This window comes from Dactylosporangium siamense (genome assembly GCF_016862795.1).
Classification (GTDB): Bacteria; Actinomycetota; Actinomycetes; order Mycobacteriales; family Micromonosporaceae; genus Dactylosporangium; species Dactylosporangium siamense.
Genome location: NZ_BONQ01000137.1, coordinates 23389 through 38136 on the forward strand (window position 1 = coordinate 23389; position 14748 = coordinate 38136).

Below are 14748 nucleotides of genomic sequence, written 5' to 3' on the forward strand. Positions count from 1 at the left end.
GGAGTGCGAATCATCGGGTGCCGCGTGTCACATTCATGACCGGGGCGGTGGTGGGGCAGGTGAAGGCCATCCGGATGAGGTCGTTGCCGTGCCGGAACTCGACGTAGGCGATCGAGGCGGGACCGGCCTGCTGGGATTGCGTCTTGTACGGCCTGCTCGCCGCCGACGTGACCACCCTGACCCGACCTTCGCCGGCGCACGCGGCCTGCACGGTGCCGGCCTCGGTGGTGAACGCGACCGGGCCGGTAGGAGTCGGCGGGCCGGTGGGGGCGGGTGGTGTGGTGGACGAGCCGCCACCGCGAGGCGGCAGCCCGCCAGCTGGCTGGGCCGGGCCGGGCTGTGCGGTGCCGGACCGGGCGGCGCCCGGCGTGGACCCGAGCGGAACGACCGACCCGGACGGAGCGAGGCCCGGCCCGGTGCCTGCCTGCCGGTCGGCGCGGTCCAGCCCGGCGATCAGCCACGGCAGCACCGCGGCGACGAGCAGGACGAGGGCCGCGAGAGCGTATCGGCGGAAGCGAGACAGGCCACCCCCGACGAAAGACACCGGAGCGGAAGACGCCGCGGTGGAGGACGCCGCGACGGAAGACGCCGCGGCGGAGGACACCGGAACGGAAGACGCCGCAGTGGAGGACGCCACTGTGGAAGAGGCCGGAGAAGACGGCGGAGGCACCGCGGAGATCGTTGCGGCGGTTGCCAGTACACCGGCGGCAGCCTCGGCGGAAGGGCGCGCGTCCGGGGCCTTGTCCAGGCAGGCGATGCACAGCTGGGCCACCTCGTCGGGCACGGCCGGCAGCGGGGGCAGCGGCACCGGCGGCGTGAAGACGTGGTCGCGGATCAGCTGGGTCGTCGTGTCCGCCGGCCAGGGCAGCGTGCCGGCGAGCAGCAGGTACAGCAGCACACCGAGGGCGTAGACGTCCGACGGGGGCGCGACGTGCCCGGTCAGGCGCTCCGGGGCCAGATACGCGGGGGTGCCGAGCACGTCCTCGAGCGGCTGCGGGCCGGCGGGGGCGGCGAGGCCGAAGTCGACGAGCTTCGCGCCGGTCGCGGTGACCATGATGTTGGCCGGTTTGACGTCCTGGTGCACCAGCCCGGCCGCGTGCGCGGCGGCGAGGCCGGCGGCGACGGCGGCGCAGACCCGGAACACCTCCGGCGGGGGCAGCGGGTCGTCGTCGATGTGCTGCTGGAGGGTGCGGCCCACGACCAGCTCCATCACCAGGAACGGGAAGCCGTCGTCGCCGAAGTCGTGCACCTGGGCCAGGTTGGGGTGGGACAGCGCGGCCGCGGCGCGGGCCTCGCCCCGGATCCGGTCGCGGGCGGCGTCGTCGCGCAGGTGCAGCACCTTGACCGCGACCGGGCGGTCGAGCACCTCGTCGCGGGCCTGCCACACGACCGACATGCCGCCCGAGCCGAGCAGCTCCTCGAGGCGGTAGCGGCTCCCGAGCAGCAGCTCACCCATCGGGACATCTTGCACCATCGATGGATGAAAACCAGCACGGGCCTTCCATCGATCGGGTGGTGTCGCGGCGGTTCGCTCCCGTCCGGCGCACCGGTCGCCGAGACTGGTGCTACCGGAAGCGAAGCATGCGATCGCACAAGCTCACCGGAAGCGAGACGGCCGGCCCGGGTGGCCGCGGGCCGGCCGAAGCTCGCACCCCGCGACCACCCCCGCGACCACCCCGGCGACCACCCCGGCGACCACCCCGGCGACCACCCTGCGAACAGCGCCGGGCAACGTCACGGGCGGGTAGCTGGCAGACTTGCCGCCATGTTGCGACGAATGCGGTGGGTTGTCGTGCCGGCGGTGGCACTCGTGGTGTTGACGGCGTTCCCCTCGGCCGCCTCGGCGGCCCCGGCGGGCACCGACGATCTCCTGTCCGACCTCACGTTGCGTGACCTGACGATGATCGTGGCCGGCATCGGCGTGTTCGGCGCCCTGCTGATCGTGATCGGTGTCGTCGCCGTGCGCCGCTCGCGGGCCGCCCGCCGCGCCTCCATGACCCCCTGACCCGGGGTTCCGCGGAGACGGTGTGCGTTCCACCCCTTTTCGCAAGCGGCGCGTAGATCGCACACCGTCTATGACGGAAACGGGTGAATGGCGGGCATTGACCATTCACCGGAAGGCCCATTGACATCTTCGGATGCACGCCCACAATTTCCATGGGCGGTCTCAGAAGGGAATAGCGATGGGCAGTAGCACAAGTCGCATCCTCGTGCCGTTCCGCGGAACAGGCGCAGGGGTCGCCGACCTGACGTGGGCGCAGCTCGGGATCTGGCAGACGATGCGCGACACCGGGCTCAGCATGAACATCGGCGGGACCGTGCCGATGCCGGCCGGCACGTCGGTGCCGGCCATGGAGACGTTGCTGCGGTATCTGGTGAGCCGCCACCAGGCGCTGCGGACCAGGCTGCGGTTCGAGCCCGGCGGCGTCACCCGGCAGGTCGTGTCCGAGGCGGGCGAGCTGCCCCTCGAGGTCGTCGACACCGACGAGGAGCCCGCGGCCGCCGCCGAGGAGCTACGGCGGCGATACGAGGCCGAACCGTTCGCCTACGAGACCGAGTGGCCGGTGCGGATGGGTGTGGTACGGCACGGCGGCGAGGTCACTCACGTCGTGGTGCTGTACTGCCACGTGGCCGTCGACGGGTTCGGCATCGACGCGATCGTGCGGGACATGGCGGAGCTGGACCCCGCGACCGGGACGACGACCGCGCCGGTGCCGGGCCTGACCCCGCTCGAGCTCGCCGCGAAGCAGGACACCCCGTCGGGACGGCGGCAGAGCGAGAAGTCGCTGCGGCACTGGGAGCACCTGCTGCGCACGATTCCGGCGGAGCGCTTCGGCTGGTCCGGTGATCCGCAGACGCCGCGGTACTGGGAGATCACGCACCGCTCGCCGGCGATGCAGCTGGCGATGCGGCTGATCGCGCACCGCACCGGCGCCGGGGTGGGCTACGTGGTCCTCGCCGCCTACGCCGTCGGCCTGGCCAGGCTGACCGGACGCAGCCCGAGCGTCGCGCAGCTGGTGGTGAGCAACCGGTTCCGGCCGGGCTGCGCCGACTCGGTCAGCCAGCTGGCCCAGTTGAGCATCTGCGCCGTCGACGTCGCCGACACGACCTTCGACGAGGTGGTGGGGCGGGCGTGGACCGCGGCGACGAACGCGTACATGCACGGGCACTTCGACCCCGTGGCGCTGACCGCGCTGCTGGAGCGGGTGCGGGGCGACCGCGGCGACGTGGACTTCTCGATCATCGTGAACGACCGGCAGTCCCGCGACGGCGCGCCGGACGACGGTGAGCTGCCCACCCGGCGGCAGCTGGCGGACGCGCTGCCGCGGTCGACGAGCTGGTGGAACCGGAAGGTCGAGGTGCTGGACGCCGCGCTCAACATCAGCGTCGACGCCGCGCCCGACGCGGTCGACGTGACGATCTGCGCCGACACGCACCGGCTCGCCCCGGCCGACATCGTGGCCCTCGCGCTGGAGATGGAGCGGGTCGCGGTGGAGGCGGCCTTCGAACCCGCCGCGCCGACCCGCGTCGGGGCCCGCGCGGCCGCACCGATCGGGTAGCGGATGGGCTTCCGGTTCGACGTCGTGGGCGTCGGTGCGCTCAACTTCGACTCGATCGCCCCGGTCTCGGCCGCCGCGCGCAACCTGCTGCGCGGCGGCGTCGACTGGGGCGCCGAGTGCCGGGTCGGCGCGGCGACGGTGGACGCGGCGATGCGCACGGTCCACGCCGCCGCGGTCCGGGTCGCGGTCGGCGGGTCCGCGTACAACACGGTCGCCGCGCTCGCACACACCGGCGCCGGGCTGCGGCTCGGCTACGTCGGCGTGGCGGGGCGGCTGCCGGTGCCGGGCGCCCCGATCCTGGAGCGGCTGCACCGTCTCGGCGTCGACACCGAGCACCTGCGTGTCGTGCCCGGCGAGCTCAGTGGCGTCTGCCTGTCGCTGGTCGAGGACGGCGAGCGGACGCTGCTGGTCCATCCGGGCGCGAACGACCGGATGGCCGAGCACCTGGAGTCGCGGTTCGAGGAGGTCGTGGAGTATCTGTCGGCGGCGAGGATCGTGCACGTGACGTCGTTCCTGGACGCGCGGACCCCGGCGGTCCTCGCCGACGTGCTCGCCGCGGTCCGTGACCGCAGCCCGGAGACGGTGCTGTCGTTCGACCCGGGGCACGTGTGGGCGGCGAGCCACTCGGCCCCGGTCGCGGCCCTCGCCGGGATGGCCGACCACGTCCTGCTCAACGAGCGGGAGCTGCAGGCGCTCGGCACGACCGGCGACGACACCTGGGCCGCGGACCGCATCCTGCGGGTCGGCCGGCCCGGCCGGGTCGTGCACGTCAAACGCCCGGCGGGGGTCACCACGTTCACCCGCTCCGGTCCGCTGCTGCGCGCCCGGTTCCACCCGCAGCAGTTCCTGACCGCGGACCTGGTGCTGGACGCGACCGGCGCCGGCGACGTCTACGCCGCCGGCGTCCTCGCCGCGCTCGCCGAGGGCAGCCACCTGTACGACGGGGTCCGCCTCGGCATGGCCCTGGCCCGGCACAAGCTGCAGCACCTCGCCGACGGCGGCCACCCCGACTTCCCGGCCGTGCTGGCCGCCTGGCACGAGCGGGCTACGCCGGGTCCGTCCTGATCATCCGGACCAGGGCCCGGATGCCGGTCAGCAGCTCCTGGTGGTCGCTGATCCCGTCGAGGGTGCCCTCGATCCGGCGCGCCATGTGCTCGATGCGGGCCTTCAGCGCCTCGTCGCGGTCGCGGGCGGCGGCCCGGTCGGCCGCCTGCGCGTCCTCCAGGCGGGTCAGGTCGGTCGTCGCCTGCCGGCGCAGGTTCGCCAGGTCGTCGGCGGCGGCCGTGCGTGCCTCGTCGAGCTCCCGCTGGACCTTCTCGACGGCCTCGGTCAGCGAGGTCACGGTCGCGGTCAGGGTCACGACGTCGTCGCGGGGGTGGGTGCTGTCCCGGCGCAGCGAGGTGATCCGGTCGCGCAGGTGCCCGAAGTAGGCGACCGCGGGCCGCACCAGCGTGGAGAGCAGGTAGAAGCCGGCGAGGTAGTACCCGGTCAGCTCGCCGGACACGGCGGCGAACACGGCCGTGACGGCGGCGGTGCCGAGGTGCCCGCCGATCGCGAACCGCAGCATCCACCGCGCGATCCGCCGGGCCTCCTCGTCCCGCGACTCCGGCACGGCGATGCCACGCTCGCGGGAGACCGCGTTCTCGGCGGTGACCTGCCGCGCGTCGAAGTACAGGTTCCACGGCCAGGTGACGAGCACGATTGTCCACATCAGCGCGGCGAGGCCGGCGCCGATCGTCACCAGGGTCTGCGGGGAGACCCCCGCCACCCGGCCCAGCCAGGCGAACAGCAACGCGGCCGCGGCGCCCACCACGACCGTCGCCCACCACCGGACCATGAGACGCGAAGCATGCATGCGCACACTCTGCCGTTCCGGAGCCCGATGTGGATGCGTGCCACTACTCACAACCGGCTGAGTACAAAAAGGGGGTGCCGGAGCACCCCCTTTCGCGCGTCGGTCAGCTCGTGGTGACCAGTTCCTTCGGCTCGGCCGGCAGGTGCTCGTGGGCCTTGCCCTCGACGTGCAGCTCGGGCAGGACCCGGACCAGCCACTGCGGCATCCACCAGTTGACCCGGCCGAGGATGTGCATGACGGCCGGCACCAGCAGCAGGCGCACGACGGTCGCGTCGAGCAGGATCGCCGCGGCCATGCCCACGCCGATGACCTTGAGGACCAGGTCGGGGCTGGGGATGAAGGCGGCGAACACCGCGATCATGATGGCGGCCGCCGCGGTGATGACGCGGGCGGTGCCGGCCAGGCCGTCGGTGACGGAGCGGCCGTTGTCGTGCGTCCGGGTCCAGACCTCGCGCATCCGGCTGACCAGGAACACCTCGTAGTCCATGGAGAGGCCGAACAGCACCGCGAACATCAGCACCGGGATGAACGCCGGCAGCGGGGTCTCGGTGTCGATGCCGATGAGCTGGCCGGCCCAGCCGCCCTGCAGGACCAGTGCGATGACGCCGTAGGAGGCGGCGACGGACAGCAGGTTCATCACGGCCGCCTTGACGGCGACGGCGACGCTGCGGAAGGAGACCAGGAGCAGCAGCATGGACAGCAGGACCACGCCGCCGATGAGCAGCGGGATCCGCCGGGCGATGTTGGCGGTGCTGTCGATGGCGGTGGCGGTCATGCCGCCGACGTGGGCGGTGGCGCCGGTGCCGGCGAGGGTCTGCGGCAGCGTGTCGCGGAGCCGCTCGACGAGGTCCTCGGTGCGGGCGTCCTGCGGGCCGGTGCGCGGCAGCACGGTGATGACCGCGGTGGTCCCGTCCTGGTTGAGCTGCGCGGGCATGGCGGCCGCCACCCCGTCGACGCCGGGCAGCGTCGCGGCGAGCTTGTCCAGCGCGGCCTTGTCGCCGGCGCGGGGCAGCTGGACGGCGACGACGAGCGGCCCGTTGGCGCCCGGGCCGAAGCCCTTGGCCACGAGGTCGTACGCCTGGCGGGTGCTGGTCTCCTCGCGGTTGTTGCCGGCGTCGGGGAAGCCGAAGCGGACGCCGAGGAACGGCGCCGCGAGCGCGAGCAGGATGGCGACGCCGAGCAGGGCGGACACGTACCGGTGCCGCTGGATCAGACCACTCCAGCGCAGCCAGCCACGGCCGGGCTCGACGTGGCCGCCGGCGGCGACGGTGACCTCGGCGCGGCGGCCGAGCGGGAGGCGGAGCCGGTCGACGTGCTTGCCGAGGTAGCCCAGCAGCGCCGGGAAGAGGGTGACGCTGGCGGCCAGGACGACCACGACGCCGAGGATGGTGACGAGGGCGGCGCCGCGCATGAAGGACAGGCCCATCGCGAACAGGCCGAGCATGCTGACCACGACGGTGCTGCCGGCGACCATGACGGAGCGGCCCGCGGTGTCCAGGGTCGCGACGGTCGCGGCCTCGGGGTCCAGGCCGGCGGCCCGCCACTCGCGGAAGCGGGTGACCATCAGCAGCACGTAGTCGATGCCGATGCCGATGCCCATCATCGTGGCCAGGGAGGTGGACCAGTCGGGCGCGTCGACGAAGCGGATCAGCAGGCCGGTCAGGGTGCTGCTGACGGCGAGGCCGGCGACGGCGACGAGGACCGGCAGGCCGGCGGCGATCACCGAGCCGAACATGAGCAGCAGGATGATGATGGCGGCGGCCAGGCCGATGCCCTCGGAGCCGATCTCGCCCTGCTCCGCGCGCTGGATGCTCTGCCCGCCGAGCGCGACGACCAGGCCGTCCCGGTCGAACTCGCCGGCGATGTCGAGCAGCCGCTGGCTGTCCTCGATCGGCATGTCGTCGGGGTTGACGTAGTCCAGGCGCAGGTCGGCGACGGCGGTGCGGCCGTCCGCGGAGATCCCGCCCGGGTTCTGGAACGGGTCGGCGACGCCGGCCACGTGCGGCGCGGTGGCGAGCTTGGCCAGCAGGGCCTGCACGTCGCTCTTCGCACCCTCGACGCCGTCGCCGGCGCGGACCACGACGGTGACGGTTGCCCCGGACTGGGCCGCGAAGCGCTCGGCGAGCAGCTGCTGCGCCTGCTTGGAGTCCGAGCCCGGCGCGGAGTAGTCGGCGGCGAACTCGCCGCCGAAGTTGATGGACAGCGCGACGGCCGCGACGAGCGCGACGACCCAGGCGATGATCGTCCGGCCGCGGCGCCGGTACGCCACCCGGGCGAGGCGCCCGAGCGGACCCGGTTGGGGTTTCTGTTCGGTCATGGGGTTCCCCGCCTTGTTTGGGCTCAAGGGTAAATGGGCATCAGTAGCGTTACGACTATTAACCAACACGACGCAGCATCACTTGTCAAGCGGCTTCACGTCTGTAACGATGCTTAACGCAACGGTCATCTGGAGGACTTCATGAGCACGCCAGCGCGGTCGGCACCACGACGTGAGAAGGCGCGGGCGGCCACCATCGACGAGATCAAGCTCACCGCACTCACCCACATGCGGGAGACGGGCACACTCGACATCCGCTTCGCCGACATCGCCCGGGCCATGGAGATGACGCCGCCGGCGCTGTACCGCTACTTCGCCGACCGCGACGAACTGCTCAGTGCGCTCATCGCCGACGCGTACGACGACGTCGGCCGCTACGTGGCGGAGGCGCGCGACGCCGTCCCGGCCGACGACATCGGCGCGCGGTTCCTCGCGATCGCCCGGTCCTACCGGCAGTGGGCGCGGCAGGAGCCCCAGCAGTTCGCGCTCATCTTCGGCCTGCCCGTAGCCGGCTACGTCGCCCCGGTTGACGGCCCGACCACCGAGGCCGCCCAGCGGGCGATGTCACAGTTGTCCCTGTTGTTCGTGGAGGCCATCGACCTCGGCGTGCTCGCCCCGCCCCGGCTGCGCGACGTGCACCCGGCGATCGCCGCCTGCGCCGACCAGAAGAACCAGCACCTCGCCACGGAGATCCCCGCGGAGACGTTCCAGGCGATGCTGCACACCTGGTCGACGCTGCACGGCTTCGCCTGCCTGGAGGCCTACGGGCACTTCGACTGGATCGACGAGGCCGGCCGCGACGCCCTCTTCGACGGCCAGGCCCGCCTCGCCGCCGAGGCCGCCGGCATGCCCGCCCCGAAAAGCTCCTGAGCCACGCTCAGGCGGGCAGGCCGCCGAGGTCGGCCGGGCTGCCCGCCCCGAAGGGCTCCTGAGTGCGTCAGGTCAGGCGGTTCCGCGCTGCCCTGCCTGATCGGGCGCAGACAGCTCCAGCTCGTAGTGATCGCCGTGGCGCTGGAAGCCGAGCCGGCCGTAGTACGGGGCGACCATGCCCGGCGGGGTCAGCACGCGGCGGTAGCCCCGGCTGGTGAGCAGGCCGCTGTCGCGGAAGACGAACTCGCCGGGGCTGAGGTCGCGGAAGCGTTTCGTGACGTAGTCGAGCTCGATCTGGGCGACGCCGTCGCCGGCGGGGCGCAGGAACAGCACCCCGACCACCTCGTCGCCGCGCATGGTCAGGAACGCGGCCCGGTCGGGGGCGTCGTCGAAGCGGAACGACGGGTTGAACTTCGCCAGGTCGGCCCAGTGCACCCGCAGCACGTGGGCGAGGAACGTGTCGTCGGTGCCGACCTGCACGACGGTGTACGTCGCGTCGTCGTGGCGGGTCCTCAGCATCTTGTACAGGTGATAGGCGTTGATGCCGGTCATCGCCACGTTGAGGCCGACCATCGGCCAGACACTCAACGCGGCGTTGTAGACGACGAGGACGACGGACCCGATCAGGTTCAGCACCCGCAGCCGCAGGATCCGGGCCTGGGACAGCGACCAGACGAGCACCGCCGAGCCGGCCCAGCCGAGGTAATCGAGCCAGTCCACCGCTGAAGGATAGATGCCCTAGGACATGGTGTACGGGGTGTGCCGCTGTTCGAGGGAACCGTAAGGGTCGCGCACCCGGTTCTTCGCCTCGTCGGTGCGCAGATCGGCGAGGTGCTGGGCGAGCGCGACCATCGTCATCGTCGGGTTCCACGACCCGCCGCGCGGCCACAGCGAGCCGCCGGTGACGTAGACGTTGTCGACGCCGCGGGGCCGGTAGTCCAGGCCGACCGGGGCGTCGTCGTGCTCGCCGATCCACATGGTGGAGCCCTCGTGGACCAGGGCCGGGACCCGGATCTGCTCGGTGGACGGGCGTTGCGGCAGCCAGCGGCCGTGCCGGCCGTCGGGGTCGACGTGCCAGTACTCGACCCGGTCCGGGCCCTTGATCGACAGGACCTCCTCGAGCATCGCGAACGTCGCGGTGTCCATCGTGTCCCAGGTGGAGGCGTCGCGGTCGTTCTGCACGACCTGGAGCAGCACGTTGCTGGTCGGGTCCGCGGCGGTGGGGCCGTCGGGGTGCCGGTGCAGCCAGTTGTCGGGGTTGTCGGCGTCGAGCTCGCCGAGGACCGCGCAGACGAACACCACGTGGTCGGTCGAGGAGCGCAGCTGCTCGGGGGTCGCGGTCGCGACGACGTCGGGCATGTGCCGGGCCGCGGTCTGCGCGTTGCGCTGCGGGTCGCGGTCCGAGAGGACGGTCAGCTGCACGTGGAACTGCCCCTGGCTGCGCTCGTCGAGGCCGGCCAGGTAGATCGCGCCGAGCTCCAGGTCGCCGATCTCGCCGTGGTACGGGTAGTCCTGGCGCGGCACCCTGGCGACGACGGCGGTGATGAAGTGCGCGGTGAACCGCTCGCCGGGGCGCTCCAGCTGCGGGAACGAGTTGAGCATCAGGGTGGTCGGCGGCAGCGTGCCCATGGCGAGCACGACATCGGCGTCGCCGACGGTGACCATGCCCCGGCTGGTGTCCAGGGCGGTCGCCCGGCCGTCCTGCGACACGATCCGCCGCACGGTGCAGTCCGTGAGGATGTGCAGCGGGCTGCCGTGCCCCTCGACGGCGAGCTTGTGCTGCCGGTCGACGAGACCGAGCAGCGGGCCGGGCGTGGCGAACTTGTCGAAGTCCAGGCCGTGCAGGTCGGGGGCGCCGACCGCGAGGGGCGCGGCCATGACCCGCGTCGCGGCCGGGATCCGGCCGAGCTCGGCGCCGAGCCGTTCGGTGAGCCGGTGCTGCAGCACGCCGAAGATCGGACGGTACCCGGGCGGCGGCGCTGTCGGCCCGCTGTCGATGTTGTTGGCGGACACCACGTTGAGCAGGCGCTCGGCCGACTCGAAGTATTCGTGGGCGACGTCGATGACCGGCCGTGGCCAGCCGGCCATCTCCGCCTCCGTCGGCCGTGGGCACCATGCGCTCCACATGATGGACCGGCCGCCGACGAACGGCACCATGCCGTGCTGCCAGCGGATGTGCTTGCCGTTGACCGTCCGCGACGACAGCGTCCACGGGAACGTCTCGGACAGCCCGCCCAGGGTCTGCTCGTAGGGCAGCGGCAGGTTCTGGAAGTGCTCGGCGAGGAAGAACGTCCCGCGTTCCAGCATCAGGATCCTGGCGTCGGGCCGCCGTTGCAGGACCTGCTCGGCGAAGGCGAGGCCGCACGGGCCCGTGCCGATGACGATGTGGTCGAAGCGTTCCTGCGCGCGGATGCGGTCCCAGTCGTCGGCGCCGACGAAGAAGACGTTGTCCATCACGTTCTGTCCGGTCGGCTGCTGCGGACCGGGGACCGGGTAGCCGTAGTTGGCGTTCGGGGTCGAGGCTGCGGTGTGCATGGGCTGAGACCTCCTCCGATGGTGGGTCGAGGTCCAAACCAGAAGGGGAGCCGGCACCAGCGAGCCTACCGGCGGCACCGCCGCGGAACCGGCGAATAGATGATCACAGGCCGGCCTCTCGGGCCAGGTCGATCGCCTGGGCCCGGTCGGCGACCCGCAGCTTGGCGAAGATGTTGGAGACGTGGTTGCGGACCGTCTTCTGGCTCAGCCCGAGCCGGGCGGCGATCTGCGGGTTCGTCAGGTGCTGGGCGACGAGCGCGAGGATCTCGTGCTCGCGCTGGGTCAGGCCGGGGATGGTGGCGGCCGGCGGCTCCCGGTCGACGCTGGCGAAGTAGCCCATCAGCCGGGTCGCGATCGCCGGGCCGAAGATCGCCTCGCCGTCGGCGACGACCCGGATCGCGCGGATGATCTCGACCCGCCGGGCGCCCTTGAGCACGTAGCCGCGGGCCCCGGCGCGCAGCGCGGCGAAGACCGAGTCGTCGTCGTCGGCCATGCTCAGCACCAGGACCCGCACGTGCGGGTTGGTCTCCAGGATCCGCTGGGTGGCGGCGATCCCGCCCATGCCGGGCATCGCGAGGTCGAGCAGCACCACGTCGGGCTGGTGCCGGGCCAGCGCGGTGAGGGCCTCCTCGCCGCTGGCCGCCTCGCCGCAGACCTCGACCTCCTCGGCGGTGGCGAGCAGCGCCCGCAGCCCGGCCCGGAACTGGGCGTGGTCGTCCACGATCAGCACCCGCACGGTCATGCCGCCACCTCCGCTGCGCTCCGGCGACGGCCTGCCCCAAACCTGCCACATGATGACCGGCCCGAGACGCTTCGCTGGCCGGTCATCCCGCCACCTCCGCTGCGCTCCGGCGACAGCCTGCCCCAAACCTGCCACATGATGACCGGCCCGAGACGCTTCGCTGGCCGGTCATGCTTCCTCCCCCATCGGCAGCTGGGCGCTGACGGTGGTGCCGGTCTCCGTTGCCGTGACGTCGAGGGTGCCGCCGAGCTCGGCGGCGCGTTCGCGCATCGAGTGCATGCCGACCCCGGCCGTTCCGGTCGCCGTGGGGAAGCGCCCGTTGTCGGTGACCGACAGGCGCAGCCATCCGCCGTCCAGCCGTAACACCAGCCGGACCTCGGTGGCGCCGGCGTGGCGGCGGGCGTTGGCGAGGGCCTCGATCGCGATCCGGTACGCGGCGACCTCCACCGCCGCGGGCAGCGCCGGCAGGTCGGTCGGCGCCTTGACGTCGACCTGCGGGCCACCGGCCGGCCAGCCCGCCAGGTGGGCGGTGAGCGCGCCGGACAACCCGAGCGTGTCCAGGGCCGGCGGGCGGAGTCCCTCGACGAGCCGCCGCACGTCGGCGACGGCGGTCTCCGCGTCCCGGACGATCTCCTCCAGCAGCGGCGCGGCGGCCGCACCGGCGCCCAGTGCCAGGGCCGCCTCGGCGCGCATGGTAAGGCCGGCGAGGGTCGGGCCGAGCCCGTCGTGCAGGTCCCGGCGCAGCCGGCGGCGCTCCTCCTCCCGGGCCTGGACCAGCTGCTCCCGGGACCGCTGCAGGTCCGCGGCGTAGCGTCCCGCCTGCACGGCCGGGCCGATGTGCCGGGCCACGTCGGTCAGCAGCCGCAGGTCCCGGGGGCCGAGTGCGGCCTCGCCCGGGCGCGGGCCGATCAGCAGCTCGCCGACCGTGACCCCGCCGGCCACGAGCGGCAGGCGCGCCGGGTGCGCGGGGCGGGTGCCGGTCTCGGCGGTGCGCCCGCCGTCCGCGTCGATGCGCACGTAGGACAGCTGGAGCGCCTCACGGACGGTGGCGGTGCTCGTGGCCAGGACGGCCAGGGGATCCTGGACCTGCGCGAGCCGCTCGCCGAGCCTGGTGAGCACGGTGTACGGGTCGTCGCGCTCGCCGTACACCAGCAGGTTCACGCGACGCTGCAACCGTTGGCGGGCCGCGCCGAAGACGAGGGCGGCGGCGACCGCGGCCACCACGGACGAGGCACCCAGGTAGCCGACGATGACGAGGTACGCGCCGCCGACCCCGCCGGTCAGCACGACGAACACCGCGGTGCGGCTGATGAGCAGGTCGATGTCGAACAGCCGGTGCCGCAGCACGGCGACGCCGATGCCGGCCGGGACGGACGCGAGGGAGACGCTGCCGGCGAGGTCCCACCAGCCGGCCTCGGCGGGCCAGATCCGATCCGGGTCCCCGTCGGTGAGCCCGGCGGCGAGCCGGCCGACGACGACGAGCGCGACGAGCCCGATCGAGTACGCCAGCCAGCGCGCCCGGGCCCGTCTCGCGCCGGTCGCGGTGGCCGCCTCGAAGACGACCCCGGCCGCGCCGGCGACGAACAGCACCCCGGCGCTGACGGTGAACCCTGCCTCCGCGACGCCGGCCGCTGTCTCGAACCCGGCGACGCCGATCGGGTTCGGCAGGCCGTCGGGGCCGACCTGGTCGTTGTGCCCGGGTCGCAGCGCCCCGGTGACCGCCGCGACCACCCCGAGCGCGGCGACCGCCCACAGCGCCCGGGTCATCCACTTCCCGGGCCGTTCGCCGGGGAAGAAGGCGGGCAGCGCGGCGAGCGCCAGGTTCGCCGGCACCCACAGCCAGGTCTGCGGCCACGCCGCCGCGGTCGCGCCCGGCAGGCCGCGGATCGCGTACTGGCCGAACGCCTCCAGGAGCGCGAAACCCGCGGCGCCGAGCAGCAGCAGCCGGCCGAGGGGGTTGGCCGGCCGCTGCCGCAGCACCAGCCCGCCCGCCACCGCGCAGGCGGCGACGGACAGCAGGTGGCTGACGCCGGCGGGCGGGGCGCCGTTGCCGATGGCCAGCCAGCCCGCCACGCCCGCGACGGCGAGGGTGGCCCAGGCTGCACGGTGCATCGCCTCAGACCCTAACGATCACGGTGTCCCGCCGTCGCGGGACATTGTCCCGCCCACACCCAGGCCGAGCCCGGCGACGATGACCCACAGGGCGCCGGGGAACAGCGCGCCGTACTGGGCCGGGAACGCCTGGGTCGCGGCGACGAGCAGCGCGAGCAGGACGCTGACGCCCGCCAGCCACCGGCTCACCGACCCGTGCCGGAACCCGCCCACGGCGACCGCCGCGGCGGCCAGCCCGGCGCCCGCCCACAGCCAGGGGACCGTGTTGTAGACCTCGACCATCGCCGCGATCGTGTCGGGGTCCCAGCGGTCGGGTTCGCCGAGCGCCCAGTACAGCTCGGTGCAGATGCCACCGCCGATGAGCGTCGCGGCCGCGACCAGCCCCACCCCGGCGGCCGCGACCGCGGGCACGAGGCTGCCGGCCGGCTCCTGCACCGCGAGATGCCGGCGTAACCCGGCGGCGAACACGACCAGGCAGACCGCCGCGGCCACGCAACTGACCTGGTACAGCCAGACGAGATCGCGCTGCCCGGCGATCGCGGCGACGAGTTGGGCGTTGTCCTTGATGCCGTCGCCGACGTCGGCGGTCAGGTTCGCGCCGAGGAAGAGCCCGACGAGCCCGATGAGCCCTCCGGCGGCGCCGGTCAGGGCCCAGGCCCTGGTTGCCTTGTTCACGTTGTCCATGGCAGTGACCGTGCCGGGCAGGTGTCCCGGGCCGCATGGGTCCCGGCGTCCCGGTCGCCTGGTTCCGTTGACC

The 14748-nt window shown here is 73.2% G+C and carries 12 protein-coding genes; 4 read left to right on the plus strand and 8 right to left on the minus strand.

Annotated elements, in window-relative coordinates; genetic code table 11:
• Positions 1–10: 10 nt before the first annotated feature.
• Entirely contained in the window at positions 11–1474 is a 1464-nt protein-coding gene (locus Dsi01nite_RS43370; protein ID WP_203852274.1) for a serine/threonine-protein kinase, read from the minus strand.
• A gap of 303 nt (positions 1475–1777) precedes the next feature.
• On the opposite strand from Dsi01nite_RS43370, the gene Dsi01nite_RS43375 reads away from it, so the two are divergent.
• The 3 genes from Dsi01nite_RS43375 (at position 1778) to Dsi01nite_RS43385 (ending at position 4625) form a co-directional block, all read left to right on the plus strand.
• Positions 1778–2005 (plus strand): hypothetical protein, encoded by a 228-nt coding sequence (locus Dsi01nite_RS43375; protein WP_203852275.1) that lies wholly within the window; start codon positions 1778–1780, stop codon positions 2003–2005.
• Positions 2006–2183: 178 nt separating this feature from the next.
• Entirely contained in the window at positions 2184–3560 is a 1377-nt protein-coding gene (locus tag Dsi01nite_RS43380; protein ID WP_203852276.1) for a condensation domain-containing protein, read from the plus strand.
• 3 nt (positions 3561–3563) lie between these two features.
• Positions 3564–4625: a carbohydrate kinase family protein gene (locus tag Dsi01nite_RS43385; RefSeq protein ID WP_203852277.1), complete on the plus strand. Its 1062-nt coding sequence runs from the start codon at positions 3564–3566 to the stop codon at positions 4623–4625.
• Here the strand turns inward: Dsi01nite_RS43385 and Dsi01nite_RS43390 are convergent.
• The gene (locus Dsi01nite_RS43390; protein ID WP_203852278.1) at positions 4606–5415 is read right to left on the minus strand and encodes a hypothetical protein; all 810 of its coding nucleotides are present in this window, start codon (positions 5413–5415) and stop codon (positions 4606–4608) included. The two genes, Dsi01nite_RS43385 and Dsi01nite_RS43390, sit on opposite strands and share 20 nt — an antisense overlap.
• 103 nt (positions 5416–5518) lie before the next feature.
• The gene (locus tag Dsi01nite_RS43395) at positions 5519–7732 is read right to left on the minus strand and encodes an MMPL family transporter (RefSeq protein ID WP_203852279.1); all 2214 of its coding nucleotides are present in this window, start codon (positions 7730–7732) and stop codon (positions 5519–5521) included.
• Between the two features lie 141 nt (positions 7733–7873).
• On the opposite strand from Dsi01nite_RS43395, the gene Dsi01nite_RS43400 reads away from it, so the two are divergent.
• Complete coding sequence (locus Dsi01nite_RS43400) at positions 7874–8602, plus strand: TetR/AcrR family transcriptional regulator (RefSeq protein ID WP_203852280.1); 729 nt, start codon at positions 7874–7876, stop codon at positions 8600–8602.
• Between the two features lie 72 nt (positions 8603–8674).
• Here Dsi01nite_RS43400 and Dsi01nite_RS43405 read toward each other — a convergent pair whose 3' ends face one another.
• The 5 genes from Dsi01nite_RS43405 to Dsi01nite_RS43425 all read right to left on the minus strand — a co-directional run bounded on the left by Dsi01nite_RS43405 (position 8675) and on the right by Dsi01nite_RS43425 (position 14675).
• Entirely contained in the window at positions 8675–9322 is a 648-nt protein-coding gene (locus tag Dsi01nite_RS43405; RefSeq protein ID WP_203852281.1) for a YgjV family protein, read from the minus strand.
• Positions 9323–9340: 18 nt separating this feature from the next.
• A complete protein-coding gene (locus Dsi01nite_RS43410) occupies positions 9341–11137 on the minus strand; it encodes a GMC oxidoreductase (RefSeq protein ID WP_203852282.1) in 1797 nt (598 codons plus the stop codon).
• A gap of 103 nt (positions 11138–11240) precedes the next feature.
• The gene (locus tag Dsi01nite_RS43415; RefSeq protein ID WP_203852283.1) at positions 11241–11879 is read right to left on the minus strand and encodes a response regulator; all 639 of its coding nucleotides are present in this window, start codon (positions 11877–11879) and stop codon (positions 11241–11243) included.
• Between the two features lie 168 nt (positions 11880–12047).
• On the minus strand, positions 12048–13991 hold the full coding sequence (locus tag Dsi01nite_RS43420) for a sensor histidine kinase (RefSeq protein WP_203852284.1): 1944 nt from the start codon (positions 13989–13991) through the stop codon (positions 12048–12050).
• A gap of 18 nt (positions 13992–14009) precedes the next feature.
• Positions 14010–14675 carry a hypothetical protein gene (locus Dsi01nite_RS43425; RefSeq protein ID WP_203852285.1) on the minus strand — a complete coding sequence of 222 codons (666 nt, stop codon included), beginning with the start codon at positions 14673–14675 and terminating at the stop codon, positions 14010–14012.
• Positions 14676–14748 lie beyond the last annotated feature (73 nt).

Coding starts and splice junctions, on each gene's coding strand:
- Dsi01nite_RS43370 (WP_203852274.1), bottom strand. CDS start 1,474: ATGGTGCAAGATGTCCCGATGGGTGAGCTGCTGCTCGGGAGCCGCTAC.
- Dsi01nite_RS43375 (WP_203852275.1), top strand. CDS start 1,778: ATGCGGTGGGTTGTCGTGCCGGCGGTGGCACTCGTGGTGTTGACGGCG.
- Dsi01nite_RS43380 (WP_203852276.1), top strand. CDS start 2,184: ATGGGCAGTAGCACAAGTCGCATCCTCGTGCCGTTCCGCGGAACAGGC.
- Dsi01nite_RS43385 (WP_203852277.1), top strand. CDS start 3,564: ATGGGCTTCCGGTTCGACGTCGTGGGCGTCGGTGCGCTCAACTTCGAC.
- Dsi01nite_RS43390 (WP_203852278.1), bottom strand. CDS start 5,415: ATGCATGCTTCGCGTCTCATGGTCCGGTGGTGGGCGACGGTCGTGGTG.
- Dsi01nite_RS43395 (WP_203852279.1), bottom strand. CDS start 7,732: ATGACCGAACAGAAACCCCAACCGGGTCCGCTCGGGCGCCTCGCCCGG.
- Dsi01nite_RS43400 (WP_203852280.1), top strand. CDS start 7,874: ATGAGCACGCCAGCGCGGTCGGCACCACGACGTGAGAAGGCGCGGGCG.
- Dsi01nite_RS43410 (WP_203852282.1), bottom strand. CDS start 11,137: ATGCACACCGCAGCCTCGACCCCGAACGCCAACTACGGCTACCCGGTC.
- Dsi01nite_RS43415 (WP_203852283.1), bottom strand. CDS start 11,879: ATGACCGTGCGGGTGCTGATCGTGGACGACCACGCCCAGTTCCGGGCC.
- Dsi01nite_RS43420 (WP_203852284.1), bottom strand. CDS start 13,991: ATGCACCGTGCAGCCTGGGCCACCCTCGCCGTCGCGGGCGTGGCGGGC.
- Dsi01nite_RS43425 (WP_203852285.1), bottom strand. CDS start 14,675: ATGGACAACGTGAACAAGGCAACCAGGGCCTGGGCCCTGACCGGCGCC.